11 protein-coding genes and 1 pseudogene are annotated in these 12,850 nt (G+C 68.4%); 8 read left to right on the top strand and 4 right to left on the bottom strand.

Annotation, left to right across the window (positions count from 1 at the left end; all coding sequences use genetic code 11):
* The first annotated feature begins 139 nt into the window (after nucleotides 1-139).
* Together J8N05_RS21825 and J8N05_RS21820 are read left to right on the top strand one after the other, a co-directional pair.
* Nucleotides 140-1,147: a DNA polymerase Y family protein gene (locus J8N05_RS21825; RefSeq protein WP_210885108.1), complete on the top strand. Its 1,008-nt coding sequence runs from the start codon at nucleotides 140-142 to the stop codon at nucleotides 1,145-1,147.
* A gap of 203 nt (nucleotides 1,148-1,350) precedes the next feature.
* Nucleotides 1,351-2,364: an STM4015 family protein gene (locus J8N05_RS21820; protein ID WP_210885106.1), complete on the top strand. Its 1,014-nt coding sequence runs from the start codon at nucleotides 1,351-1,353 to the stop codon at nucleotides 2,362-2,364.
* A gap of 74 nt (nucleotides 2,365-2,438) precedes the next feature.
* Here J8N05_RS21820 and J8N05_RS21815 read toward each other — a convergent pair whose 3' ends face one another.
* The gene (locus J8N05_RS21815) at nucleotides 2,439-2,882 is read right to left on the bottom strand and encodes a peptidoglycan-binding domain-containing protein (RefSeq protein ID WP_210885104.1); all 444 of its coding nucleotides are present in this window, start codon (nucleotides 2,880-2,882) and stop codon (nucleotides 2,439-2,441) included.
* Nucleotides 2,883-2,976: 94 nt separating this feature from the next.
* Nucleotides 2,977-3,411 carry a peptidoglycan-binding domain-containing protein gene (locus J8N05_RS21810; protein ID WP_210885101.1) on the bottom strand — a complete coding sequence of 145 codons (435 nt, stop codon included), beginning with the start codon at nucleotides 3,409-3,411 and terminating at the stop codon, nucleotides 2,977-2,979.
* A 560-nt stretch (nucleotides 3,412-3,971) separates the two neighbouring features.
* Between J8N05_RS21810 and J8N05_RS21805 the strand changes: the two genes are divergently transcribed.
* The 4 genes and pseudogenes from J8N05_RS21805 (at nucleotide 3,972) to J8N05_RS21790 (ending at nucleotide 9,185) form a co-directional block, all read left to right on the top strand.
* A complete protein-coding gene (locus J8N05_RS21805; protein ID WP_210885099.1) occupies nucleotides 3,972-6,854 on the top strand; it encodes a type 1 periplasmic-binding domain-containing protein in 2,883 nt (960 codons plus the stop codon).
* A 74-nt stretch (nucleotides 6,855-6,928) separates the two neighbouring features.
* Nucleotides 6,929-7,365: pseudogene (locus J8N05_RS21800) on the top strand (nitroreductase).
* A gap of 417 nt (nucleotides 7,366-7,782) precedes the next feature.
* On the top strand, nucleotides 7,783-8,667 hold the full coding sequence (locus tag J8N05_RS21795; protein WP_210885097.1) for a hypothetical protein: 885 nt from the start codon (nucleotides 7,783-7,785) through the stop codon (nucleotides 8,665-8,667).
* Between the two features lie 41 nt (nucleotides 8,668-8,708).
* Nucleotides 8,709-9,185, top strand: a complete 477-nt coding sequence (locus J8N05_RS21790) for a hypothetical protein (RefSeq protein ID WP_210885095.1) — start codon at nucleotides 8,709-8,711, stop codon at nucleotides 9,183-9,185.
* A gap of 146 nt (nucleotides 9,186-9,331) precedes the next feature.
* On the opposite strand, the gene J8N05_RS21785 is transcribed toward J8N05_RS21790, so the two are convergent.
* Nucleotides 9,332-9,868, bottom strand: coding sequence for a hypothetical protein (locus J8N05_RS21785; protein ID WP_210885093.1), 537 nt, complete (start codon nucleotides 9,866-9,868; stop codon nucleotides 9,332-9,334).
* 280 nt (nucleotides 9,869-10,148) lie between these two features.
* Here J8N05_RS21785 and J8N05_RS21780 point away from each other — a divergent pair, with 280 nt between their 5' ends.
* The gene (locus tag J8N05_RS21780) at nucleotides 10,149-11,114 is read left to right on the top strand and encodes a hypothetical protein (RefSeq protein ID WP_210885092.1); all 966 of its coding nucleotides are present in this window, start codon (nucleotides 10,149-10,151) and stop codon (nucleotides 11,112-11,114) included.
* Between the two features lie 411 nt (nucleotides 11,115-11,525).
* Here J8N05_RS21780 and J8N05_RS48195 read toward each other — a convergent pair whose 3' ends face one another.
* Nucleotides 11,526-11,828 (bottom strand): WD40 repeat domain-containing protein, encoded by a 303-nt coding sequence (locus J8N05_RS48195; RefSeq protein ID WP_407699924.1) that lies wholly within the window; start codon nucleotides 11,826-11,828, stop codon nucleotides 11,526-11,528.
* Nucleotides 11,829-12,172: 344 nt separating this feature from the next.
* On the opposite strand from J8N05_RS48195, the gene J8N05_RS21775 reads away from it, so the two are divergent.
* The gene (locus tag J8N05_RS21775) at nucleotides 12,173-12,784 is read left to right on the top strand and encodes a class I SAM-dependent methyltransferase (RefSeq protein ID WP_210885091.1); all 612 of its coding nucleotides are present in this window, start codon (nucleotides 12,173-12,175) and stop codon (nucleotides 12,782-12,784) included.
* Nucleotides 12,785-12,850 lie beyond the last annotated feature (66 nt).

Raw genomic sequence — 12,850 nt, 5'->3', positions numbered from 1 at the left:
CGTGGTGAGCAGTCGTGCCAGGTCGGGCGGTAGATCGTCGAGCATGGTCTCTCGCTCCTGAACGCGCGGCCCGGTGGGCTCGCCATTCGCATGTTCGAATATTAGTTCGATACTCTACGTCTGGAGGAGGTGGCGTGCCATGGCGGCAGCGAAAGACCAGGTACGGACATCGAGCGTGATGCATGTGCGCTGTCCGGAACGGCTGCCGGAGGAGGTGTTCCGGCAGGTCCTGGAGCAGTGCGCGGAACTCTCTCCGACCGTTCAGGCCCTCCCGCCGTCGGCCGCCCTGGTGGAGCTGAAGGGCGCCCTGCGGTATCACGGCACGGACGCCCGGCGCCTGGGCGAGGTGCTGCGGGTGCGCACACTGTCCCGGCTGGGCGTGGACGTGCGGGTGGGCATCGGACCCACCGTCACGGTCGCGGCCACCGCCTCCGCGCAGCTCGACGCACCCGGGGGAGTCCTCGCCGTGGAGCGGGACCAGGTCCTCGACTGGCTCGGGCCGCTGCCGGTGGAGGCCCTGCACGGCATCGGTCCGAAGCAGGCGGCGGCGCTGCGCGAGTACGGCGTGCACTGCGTCGGCCTGCTCGCAGCCGTCCCACCGGCCACCGTGCAGCGCCTGCTGGGCGGCAGAGCCGGACGGCTGGCTGTGGACCGGGCCCGCGGTATCGACCCCTGCCCCGTCACCCCGCGCGCGCTGCCCGCCTCCACGAGCGTGCGGCACACCTTCGCCCAGCACACCCTGGACGGCGCCGTCGTCCGCGGCGCCCTGCTCGAACTGGTCGTCCGGCTCGGACTCCAACTGCGCGACCGCGGTCAGGTGGCACGCGGCCTCACCCTCGCGCTGCGGTTCGCCGGCGGTACCGCGTGGGAGAAGACGCGCCGCCTGCCGGAGGCCTCCGCGCACGAGGACGACCTGCGCACGATGGCGTACCGGCTCATCGACGCCGCGGGCCTGCAGCGCGGCCGGCTGACCGGGCTCGTCCTCAAGGGGGAGGACCTGGTCGACGCCGACCAGGTCGCCGAGCAGGTCAGCCTGGACGGGGCGCGCGAGGACCGGCTGGTCGCGGAAGCGGTCAGCGATCGCATCCGCAGGAAGTTCGGACCCGGCGCGATCGGCCCGGCCGCCACCTTCCGCCGCGCCTCCTGACCGCCCCACCCATCGGCCACGGTCGAAGTCCCGCAACGACAGTGGCGGAGCACGGCCGGTGCGGGAACTCCCCCTGTACGAAGGGCCCGTCAGTACGTGGACCGACACCCCTGCCAGAGTAGGCCCCGGCAGATGTGCCCTCAGCCATGTCGCTTCGACAGTCATGGCGCTTCGATTCGCACCGCAGGACAGGAGCAGACCGGATGAGTTTCTATGACCGGATGCAGGAGCTGTACGGGCTCCCCGCCTTCACGTTTCCCGCGCAGGAGACGCCGACGCCCCTGCCCGAACCCGACACCGTGGCCTGGCTGATCACCGGCCAGCCCGACGCCGTGGTCTGGCGGAGCACCGTGGGGGAGCCCTTAGCCGAGGAGGAGGGCTGGGAGGAGGTCTTCGAGCGCTTCTGCGCAGAGGTCGACACCACTCGGGTCCGTGCCCTCATCGTCGGCTGTTGGAACGACCCCCTCGACATGGATCCCTCTGAGGCCATGGAAGCACTGTTGGCCGCGCGTGACCGGCTGCCTGCCCTGCGGTCGCTGTTCCTCGGGGACATCGTGGCCGAGGAGTGCGAGATCTCCATGATCAGCCAGACCGATGTGACACCGCTGCTGACCGGCTTTCCCGCGCTGGAGGATTTCGGCGTGCGGGCGGGAGAGAGCACATCCATGGGAGACGTACAGCGATTGGAGTTCCCCGCCCTGCGCCACGACGCGCTGCGCAGGCTGACCGTGCAGAGCGGAGGCCTGCCCGCGGATGTCGTCCGCGGGGTCGGGGCCAGCGAACTGCCCGCGCTGGAGCACCTCGACCTGTGGCTGGGTGTCTCCGAGTACGGAGGTGACTGCACGGTCGAGGACCTGGAGCCGATCCTGTACGGCGACCGGTTGCCCCGCCTGCGTCACCTGGCCCTGCGCAACAGCGAGATCCAGGACGAGATCGCCGCCGCCATCGCCTCCGCCCCGGTCACCGCCCGGCTCGAAGTACTCGACCTGTCCATGGGCACGCTGAGCGACGACGGCGCCGCCGCGCTCCTCGGAGGCCAGCCACTCACCCACCTCAAGAAGCTGGACCTGCACCACAACTTCCTGAGCGAGCCCCTGCGGCAACGGATACGCGACACGCTCGAACCCGCGGGCGTGGAGGTGGACCTCGACCGGGGCGACGCCAAGCCGGACGGCGACGGCGGCACCGTTGAGCGCTACGTCTCCGTGGCGGAGTGAACCACGCCCCAAGGGAGAGGTCGAAGCCGCTCCGGCCGGGGTCCGGTCGGAGCGGCGGGCGCTGAAACGCCGTGTCAGAGGCGGGCGCAGCCCAGCGTAGGACTGTAGTGCTTCATGCTGTCCCGGGTGTTCGGGCCGTAGATGCCGTCCCTGGAGAGCCCATAGCTCCCCTGGAGGGCGTCAACGGCGAGGAACGTCTGCGGGCCGTAGAAACCATCCACGTCAAGCCAGACGTAGCCCTCGCAACTCTTCAGGCTCCGCTGCAGCGCCTTCACGGCCGGGTTCGACTTGTCCTGGTCGAGAGTCAGTTTGCAGGTCAGCGTATTCGCGCTGCCGTAGGCGGGAACAGTGACGGAGTGACCCGAGGCGACGGAGACGGACTTGGTCTTGTTGCAGGTCGGGTAGATGGCGGCCGCGCTCGCGGCGGGGGAGACAGTGACACCGCAGGTGAGTACGGCAGCCAGGGCACCCAGAGCGGCAAGGGCGCGCGGCTTGTTGCGGGACGTACGGTAGGACATCGTGCTCCTAACAGAAGGTATCGGGCAGGCGTGAGAGTCTCGATCACACTGTGAGATCGGCAAGTTGGGTGACCTGCGAGGTCGAACGCCGGACTCAGACGCAGTCGTACTTGGCGCCGGTTTCGTTGCCGTAGCGGGCCCACTGCATCTTGGCCAGGGTCTCCCGGCCGTAGACGCCGTCGACCACCGCACCGATCCTGTTCTGGACGTCACGCAGAGCGCTCCTGGTGTCCGCCCCGAAGACGCTGTCGAGTTCGAGCTTCTTGCCGTAACAGTTGTTCATGTTCTTCTGCAGGGCCCTGACTCCCGGACCGGTGTGCCCGGACTGCAGGTAGCAGTAGATGGTGTTGTCGGCGACGTTGATCGGGTACAGGAAGTACCGGCCCGTCGAGCCGGCCTGCACCGATGCCGCTCCCGTGCACACTCCGTCCGCGGCATGGGCCGGGACGGCGGCGGTCGCCACTCCCATCAGGGCCCCCAGCAAGGTCCCGGTCGCCAGAAGTGCCCTGCTCCTGCCTGTCCTGCGCATGCCTGTCGTTCCTCTCCGTGTCGTTTCCGCGACTGCCCAGGACGGCTCACAGCGCTGTTTCCCGGGGCTCGGCCATGGACACTAACGGCGGCGCGGGACACGGCCTTTGTCATACGTGCAGGCTTCTTTGTCCGTCGTGCACCGTCTTCAACGGACTGCGGCAACGGCCGGAAAGGAGTTGAGGGGCGTCACCTCCAGCCGTCCTTTCGGGCAGGGTGCATTGCATTCCGCGTGAGGATGGAAGAGGGCGGTCCGCTGCGCCGCCACCGTCGGGCGGCCTGAAGCGCGACCTCGCCCTCACCGCGATTGCCCGCCCGGCTCCTGGGCATCAACAGAAGCAGGCCGTCTCCGGACCTGATGTCGATATGGAGCCGAGAGGCCGCCGCAATTCGACGGCAGAAGCATTCACTCATCAGAGGCGTTGTCCGCCGAAGCCGCGGACCGCTGCACCGGCCGTCGCTAGCTTCCTGTCATCGCCGTGTACTGAGAGCGAACAGGGGGATGCCATGCCCAGAGGCGATCAGAAACGCCCGTCGAGCTGCGAGGGTCATCACGACGGGATGTCCACCCTCGCCGGAATCGATGTCCAGCAGCAGCTGGAGACGCTGATCCAGAGTTTCCAGACCGGGGATCCACCGATGCCGGTCGTCGTGCTGCATGCCGAGGACACCGACGCCGACGACCGCGTGACAGCTCTCGTCGACGAACTGCGCGAAGGGCAGCGGCACCACGGCACCCGTCACGCCGTGGCCCTCGACGCGTCGGCGGTCGGCGGCGGTCCCGCGCGCCCGGACGGTGTCGGCAGTCCGACGGAGCGCGCCGTCCACCTGGTCCGTCACCTCGGCGATCCCCGCGGATGGGGTGAGCGGTCGGCGAGCTACCGTCGGTACTCCTTTCCCCGCCTGAACCTGGTGCGTGCCATCCACGACGCGGTGGAGGCTCCGGAGATGCGGACGCACTGGTCTCCGGAACCCGCCGACGACCCCTCGGACACCTTGGACCGGCGACCCGGTCCAGTGGCCAGGGCAGGAGCGCAGCAACAGCTGCTGCGGGTGCTGGCCAAACAGCACTGGCGCCCGAGGAGGCCTTCCGGCGGGCGCTATCAACTGCTGCCGCCGGCCATGCAGCAGATCGTTCTCACGAGCATGCTCGGTGGGCTGACCGCGCTCCTCACCCGTGCAGAGTGGTTCGTCTTCGTCCCCGCGAGCCTCGCGCTGGTGGTCGTGCTGCTGGCCATGCTCAACCAGGTGCCCGGCCGCGCCCCACTCCTTCTGTGGCTGCGCAGGGAGAGCCGCTGGTTCCTGACGACGACCTTTCTCCGGGCGGGCATGCGCCAGCAGCCGACCGACGTGCGCCTGCTGCATCCGGTCCGTTCCTGGCGAACCATCGCGGCCCGTGCCTTCGACGTGGCCGAAGAGCTGCGGGGCAGCGGGGAGTTCCCGCTCCGGCTGTATGTACTGGCCCTCCTGGAGGATCTGCGCGACAACCACCGCCGCTGGAGCTGGGACCTGCGCGGCTTCAAGAGGAACCGGCCCCCGATGCTCTTCCTGCGGGGAATCGGCAACGAGAACGGCGGCATCGAACTCATCAAGGCCGTCAGCGACGTCCGCAGCAGGCGAAGCGAGATCGACCCGCTGCTGATCGTGGCCGGTGTCGCCGCCGCCGACGTACCCCGGCTCGAACGCAGCATCGTCCGTCATACGGGCTCCGACCGTGAAGACTCGGAGCGGCTGCGGCGTCGGCTCAGCCGCTGGTACGTCGAGTGGGCGGGAAACCTGCGATCCGGCCAGTCACCGAGTCAGGAGCAGACGCTGCCCTGGGTGCTGAAGATCCCGCTGCCCGCACGTGACCTGTCGGAACTGCGGGAACACGAATGGCGGTGCATGAAGGCCCGCTCCCGGCTCCCGGTCGCCCGTGCGCTGTGGTCCGTGTACTCGCTGACCGCGTCGATGGCGCTGCTGGGGGCCACCGGTACGACGTGGTACGACGACAGGTACGGCGACCACTGCTCGAACGGCCTGCTCAGCGTCAACCAGTACACCGCACGGAAGGAGAAGGCCGGCGGTGAGATCGAGTGCATCGGCATCGCGACGGATGGCTTCCGCTTCAGCGGACAGGGCCCGAAGAGCAAGGACACGCCGGGCCTGAAGCAACTGGAGAAGGACATCGGCGCCGCGAACGCCGAGGTGCTGAAGAACCACCGTGGCCACTACGTCACCATCGTGTACGCGGGACCTCTGAGCCCGGACGACGAAGGCACGTCCCCGGTCAAGGGTGTTGAAGAACTGAAGGGTGTGTACCTCGCCCAACGAGTCATCAACAGCGTGGGTACGCCCGTGAAGCTTCGTGTGCTGGCCGCCAACGGCGGTGTGGACCTGCAGGGCCAGGTGGACATGGCCGGTCACATCGCCGATTACGCCGCCACGGACCCGACCGTGGTGGGAGTCGTCGGTCTCGGCCGTGACCTCGAATCCAGCGACACGGTGGTCGCGAAGCTACGGGACGCGGGACTTCCCGTGGTCTCCGGAACGAACTCGGCGACGTATCTGCCGGAGCGGTACATGCACTGGTTCAGCCTCGCGGCCACCGACGAATGGCAGGCCGAGCAACTGGGCCGGATCGCGGACCAACTGGACGGCACCGGGAAGAAGGCCGTGGTGCTCGTCCGCAACACCGACGACACCGACGACAAATACACCAGGGAACAGGCCAAGTACGGGTTGGCGATGCTGAAGAAGAAGGATTTCCAGCTTGCGGGACAGGGCGGGTTGCTCAAGTACGACCTGCCGGAACGTGATGACTTGAGGATGAGGGACTCCGTCGACGAGATCTGTGTCAAAGACGGGCCGTCGGTCATCTACTTCGCCGGCAGGGTCGAGGACTTGCAGCGGTTGGCGGAGTTGCTCAACAACACACATAACTGTTCGGAACGCGCCATGGCCATCCTCACCGGTGACGACCTCTCCAAGGGCGGCAACATGGACCACGGGCACGGACTGGCCTCGAAAGTCACCCTGTACACCGTCGGACTGACCGCTCTGGACGAGTCCAAGGACAGTACGCGGTTCTACGCTGCCGCCAAGAAGTATCTGAGGATCGACGCCACACCGGACAGCTTCGCCAGCGGCCAGACGCCGCTCTCGCACGACGCCACCAGGGCGCTCTTCGAGGCCGCGAGCAACGGGACGGGATCCGATGCCTCCGGCGAGAAACCTCAGACCAGGGCCGCCACCGCGGCGAACCTCTGGCAGTTGAGAATCGCGAACCAGGCCACGGGCGACATCGATTTCACGACTGCCGAGCCCTTCGGCGGCCGTACGGGCCACAGCATCCGGCTGACGGAGATCCCGGACTCCGGAAAGGCGAGGCGTCTGTGTCAACGTCCGGCGGGCGTCACCGACGACCTCCACTGCAAGAAGGTCGACCTGTCACCAGGGAAGTGATCGCGAGCTCGACACCGGTGTCTCCGCTGCCTGCCTGCCCGCCTACCTGCCGTGGAGTGAGAGGACGAGAAGACGTGGATGTGTATGAAGCCGTGGACAGTCGCAGGGCTGCGCGGGCGTTCAACTCAATGCCCGTGTTCAAGACAGTACTTGAGCGCGTGCTGGCGGCGGCGACGCGGGCTCCCTCAAGATCGCCGCGCTGAACACAGGGGCGTTCGGGGCGCCGGTCGTGCTGTTCTGCTATCTCGACCGCACGATGGGACCCGGACAGTGGGCGGACGCGGGGATGTACCTGCAGACGGTCATGCTGTTGCTGAGGGCGGAAGGGCTGCACAGCTGCCCCCAGGTGATGTGGACGATGTACCGCAAGACCGTCAGCCGGATGGTCGGAGCCGATGACGGGCGCGTGCTGTTCTGCGGTGTCTCGGTGGGATTCGAAAAAGAAGGTGTGCCACGGCTGCGCACCGGACGGGCGGACGTGACGGAAACCGTGAGCTTCCTCGGAGAGTGAGGGTGTGTCAGAACTGGTGAGGGGTGGGCGGCCCCGTACCCAGACTCAACACATCTCGCCCCTACGTGACTTCGGGTCGTCTTCTCACAGACGGACGACCGAGTCCGCCCGTCAGCAGCCCCGGCTGGCGTCAGCCGTCGTCGAGATCCCCGCGTAGGTCCGGGCGGCGTTTCTGCTCGGGCAACCAACGAAATACCGTCCTTCCGCCATGGCAGCGTCAGTGATCAGCGGTTCGTTCTGGCGCAGGGACTACTACGGCGGCCAGGGCGCCAGGCCCTGACAGATGTCAGGACCACTGGCGAGCCGGTCCTCCTAACGTTCGAGGTGTCGCAGCGTTTCGGGGGAAGAGGGATGAACATGGCCGGACGTACCGGGTCCTGTCCAGGGCGGGGGCGAGGGCGGGGGCAGGGCAAGGCCATGGCCGTACTGCTGCTCTGTCTGGCAGCGCCGGGGCTGTCGGCCTGCACGACGGCACCATCACCCCCGTCTCCCAGGACCACCGTCCCGGAGCCGACCGTCGCCGCCCGCGCACTCACGCCCGCCGAACGGCAGACCCTGGCCAAGGCCGAGGCGCTCCTGACGCGGAACTGCATGCGGGAGCGGGGATTCTCCTTCCACGTCGTCGAAGACCTGCCGACCGGGGTCGACCGGCTCTTCCCGTACGTCATCGACGACGAGACCTGGGCCGCCGAGCACGGCTACGGCAGCGACATCCAGCGGAAGCGGGACACCCTCGCCGCGAAGAACCCGAACCAGCTCTACTTCCGGAGCCTCTCCGCGAAGCGCAAGGACGCCGCCGTGGACGCGCTCAACGGCCCGGAGCCGACGGGTCTGGAAGCGCGGGTTCCCGGCATGGGCACCATCCGGCACAGCGATCAGGGGTGCGAGTCCGAGGCACAACGGTCCCTCTACTCGGACCTGCGCAAGTGGTACAGCGCCTGGAAGGTGACGGACGCTCTGGAACGCTCCGTACCGCCCGCGGTCGCCCGGGACGAGCGCTTCACGGCGGCGGTCTCACGGTGGTCGGCCTGCATGCGGACCAAGGGCCACTCGTACAGCTCCCCGCTGGAGGCACGTCAGCGGTTCATACGTCAGGCGGGTAAGTCCCGCGCCGACGAGATCGCGACCGCGACGGCGGAGGCCCAGTGCGCGGGCGCCTCGGGTCTCGCGAAGACGGCCCGCGCGCTCGCGCGCGCTGAACGGGCTCGGACCGAGTCTGACCATTCCACCGAGTTCATCAACAGGAAGACGCTGGAGTCCGGGGCGCTGAACCGCGCCCGGGACATCGTCAAGACCGGCTGACTCCCCATCTGAGAACCAGAGAATCTGAGAGGTATGAGGACATGAAGCGACTCACTCTGCTCGCCACCGGTGCCGCGATGCTCTTCGCGACAGTCGGCCCGGTCGCCGCCGCCCAGGCCGCGGACGGACCGGCCGCCGCGCCGCGAGCGGCCGCCGCCGCGGAGGACGGCAGGCTGCACGCGTGGGCGGACCCCTACCAGCAGGGCGCCCACTGTTCCTGGTCGGGGAACAAGCGTGACTGGGACTACGGCGACGACGGTGTGACGGGCAACTGCCAGCCGATGCGCAACCTCGCCTCGTCGCTGGAGAACCGCGGCTTCGCGGGCGGTTACGACGACGTCGACCTCTACTACAACCAGGACCAGAGCGGGGTGTACGCCTGCCTCGGCCACGGTGACGCGTGGCAGGACCTTTCGAGAGGGGACTACATCTTCAACAACGGCCTGCCGTGGTGGGAGGGGAAGAACCAGTCGGTCAACGACAACATCTCGTCGCACGCCTGGACCGACGGCTGCTGACCGACTGACGTCGACCGTGCCGGGGACGGGGGTCCCGGCACGGTCCCGCCGTTGCGACCGTCCCGTCCCGCCCTGGGCGGGACGAGGCGAGGCCCGAACTCGGCCGGTCGGTCGGGGGAGGGGGACGTCATGGGGGCAGCGGCCGGTCACGTATCGGTTCCCAACGCCCGCCGTGCGGCGACCTGGAACGCGACCTCCAGGGGCTTCTTGGCGTCGAACCCAGCCATGAATCGCCGGTCGTGCTCCGCGAGTTGCCCAGTACCCTGCTGGATCGCAGCTCGAATCCAGGTGCCGGTCAACAGCTCCCACTGCCTCAAGGCCTCTCGTAGATCCTCAGCGGCCGCAGCCACAGTGTGCGGGCCGGCCATCGTGACCGCCGCTGACGCGGCACTGAGTTGTGTCCAGGCGTCGTGCACGTTGGAGCGGGCACGCTCCCAGTCTTCGACACCGGCTTCACCGTGAAGCAGATCAGACGCTTTCCAGACGGCGTTGGAAAGCTGCTTCGCGCAGGCGATAAAGCTTGTATAGGTCTCGCGCCGTACATCCGCGAGCCAACGCTTCTCCTCTGCACGATGCTGAGCATCGAGACTCCGCAACTGCGTGCTGAGGGTGAGCAGCCCGCCGCCCACACCTCCGACAGCACCGATGGCCGCACCAAGTATCGCCGCAACGCCAGCGTCCACTCGGCGCGCCCCTCTCGCTGGTTTCCAAGTGTTCTACCCCATCGAGTCCTTGCCCAGGCGGGCGATCATTGCGTAACACGACCTCTGCTCAAGCACGTCCCGGCTCGGGATGTGAAGACGGCGAGGTCTGCCGTACTGTCCCCAGCGGCGGCCCGAAGAGCTGTGGGGAGCGGTCGTCGAAGGTCTACAGGTACACGACCGTCGCGTGAGGCGATGGCTCAGGAACCTGTGCGGAGGGGGGCCAGGCTGACTGGCGCCCGGGGAAGTGGGGCAGCGGGCCATGGCTGGACAAGACGCGATGCGCGGCGGGACGGAACTCAACGGGACGCTGCGCGCGGAGATCGACCTGCCGTCGCCGGACGACGGCAGCGCCTACCGCGAATTGGCCGAACCCTGGTTCACGGCTGCGCTCAGCGCTCTCGCGGGACCGCTGCGGGCGGGGTTCACGCCGGACATGGACTTCTCGGGCCGTGGTGTCGCGCTGAGCCGCGGAGAAGCGGCACCCGGGGAACTGTGGGCGACCCTGGCGGTGCTGGAACCGGTCAGGCGCCGGCAGAGACCGTACGAGGTCCCCTGGTCGCCGAAGAACTGGAGCACCTTCCTCCGCGACGTGGAGAGCATGCCCGGTCAGGCGTCGGTGGTCCTCAGGACCATCGGCGCCGACGGCCACCCCGACCTGCCGTGGCTCGACGTCTCCGTGGTCAGGGACCGCGACTCCCCGGAAGTCGTCTCGCTCGTGGCTTCGCGCACCACGGAGGAATTCACCGACCCGGACGCCCGGAGCGAGGCGCAGGCCCGCTGGACCGACTTCTTCCGTACGCAGGTGCACCGTTACGAGGACATCCTGTACGGAAGCATCGCCGACGACGCCGAGAGCGTGATGGGAAGAACCGCGCTGGAGGCCGACCTCGGACTGCTGCTTGAGGACACGTTCCCCCACCTGGACACCGTCCTGCGGGGATACGCGTGGTGGACGGTCTGCTCTCCGGGAGTCGTAGCGGCACTCGGCGGCGTCGAGTCCCTCCGTGCCGGCGGCGCCTTCCACGACGTGGAACTGCTGCCGGGGGGAGGGGCCTCACTACGGGCGGCCGAGCACGTGTGGGACTACGACCAGGAACGAGTACGGAAGGTCTTCCACGCGTTGGCACCTGCCCTGCCCGAAGGACAACCGGTCAAGGGGATCTCAACGGACACACGCAGGCTGGTCTACGAGGACGCCGCGCACTACCGAGGTGTGAGCCGCTGATCTGCGGATGAGTCCCGCAGGCTTCTGGCCGCGGGACCGCTTGGCTGAACCTGCCACCGAACCGGAACTGCCCTGGGCGCAGGGGCGCGTCCACCCGTTGGGCAGGGGGCGAGACGGCGCCCGGCACCAAGCCCTCTTCCTCATCCGCCCGGCGGGTACGGCCACCGCAGCTACGCGAAGTCAGTGCCGCGTATCGGCGCAGGGCCCCGGCCCGACGCCGATACGCGGTAAGAAGCCGTAGTGCTTCTTCGATTGATCATCATGCGGAGTTACAGGAAGCCGGCCCGCCCCGCTTCCGGCATTACGTAACTACAGCCTGGCTGTGGACTGCCACTAGCTGTGCCTCAAGGGAGGAGGACGAGGAGGAACAAGCCCTTGCGCCCCCCCCACAGCAAGTTCGCCAGCAGGACCTCAGGAACATGGGGCCAGCAGGCCTTGGGATCGTGCTACAGGCACGGTGCGCACATTCGAGACGTCCCAGATCCGCACCGCTGTGTCGGTGCTGGTGGTGCCGAGCCAGGTTCCGTCCAGTGGGCTCGCCACCGACAACACCGAGTCGCGGTGGCCGGCGAGGGGGGCGGTGCAGTGCTGGGGCGGGGGCGACGGGCAAGTGTCATTGGTTGGTGAGGCAGGGGCGTTGGGCGGGGTGGTGTTGGCGTGCGGTGGTCTGGGGCTGCCATTGCGGGTGCGTATCGAGGCGGGTGTGAAGGACACAGGTTAGGACGTGGGGCGGGTTGGTGGGGGTGAGGAGGGGGGGCGGTCTGGGCGAGGCTGCAGGTCAGCAGGTGGGTGTGTGCTGGTCGATGCGGGTGAGGTCTGTCCAGGGGACGGTCGGTCCCCGCTGGGTCAGGCGGGTCTCCACCCAACGCAGGTCGCCCGCCACGGCCTCGGCGGAGGTGGTGCGTCCAGCTGCCGTCAGCGCCAGCCGAGTTCGGGAGCGACGTGGGTCAAGATGCTTTCGATGACATGGGCGTTGTACTCGACGCTCAGCTGGTTGGGCACGTCCGGGCTCACGACGTGGCAGAAGCAGGTCGGTTCGGCGGCCTATAGTCGATCTCATGAGTCGTTGGCGGGACCTGACCGGTGGAGTGTCCGGTGGCGAGTACGCCGCGCGATTCGAGGCGTTGGCCCGGAGCGGGAAGGACATGCACGGGGAGGCCGCGTTCTGTGCTGCTCTCGTGCCGGCGGCGGCCCGTGTGCTCGACGCGGGGTGCGGCACCGGAAGGGTCATGATCCGACTGTCGGAGCTCGGGTACGACTGCGTCGGCGTCGACCTGGATGCCTCGATGCTGGAAGTGGCGCGGGCCCAGGCGCCCGAACTTCCCTGGTTGCAGGCCGATCTCGCGGAGTTCGATCCGGCGCGGTTCGGTATCGCCGCGGACTTCGACCTCGTGGTCGCCGCCGGTAACGTCCTGCCGCTGCTCGCTCCCGGGACGGAGGCCGCGGTGGTCGACCGCCTGGCCGCGACCCTGCGTCCGGGCGGCCTGCTGGTCGCGGGCTTCGGGCTGGACGCGGCCCACCTGCCCGTGCCGCCCACCACTACGCTGCCGGAGTACGACGCCTGCTGTGCCGCGGCCGGCCTCGTTCCCGTCGACCGCTTCGCCACCTGGGACGGCGCTCCCTACGACGGCGGCGGTTACGCGGTCAGCGTCCATCGCCTCGATGTGTGACCTGTACGCGTTCAGCCATGGGTAGCTGGTCGAGGACAGACCTCCCCGGTCGCTGCACCGACATGC

Source organism: Streptomyces liliiviolaceus, from assembly GCF_018070025.1.
GTDB lineage: Bacteria > Actinomycetota > Actinomycetes > Streptomycetales > Streptomycetaceae > Streptomyces > Streptomyces liliiviolaceus.
This window is presented reverse-complemented; position numbering and strand designations above follow the sequence as displayed.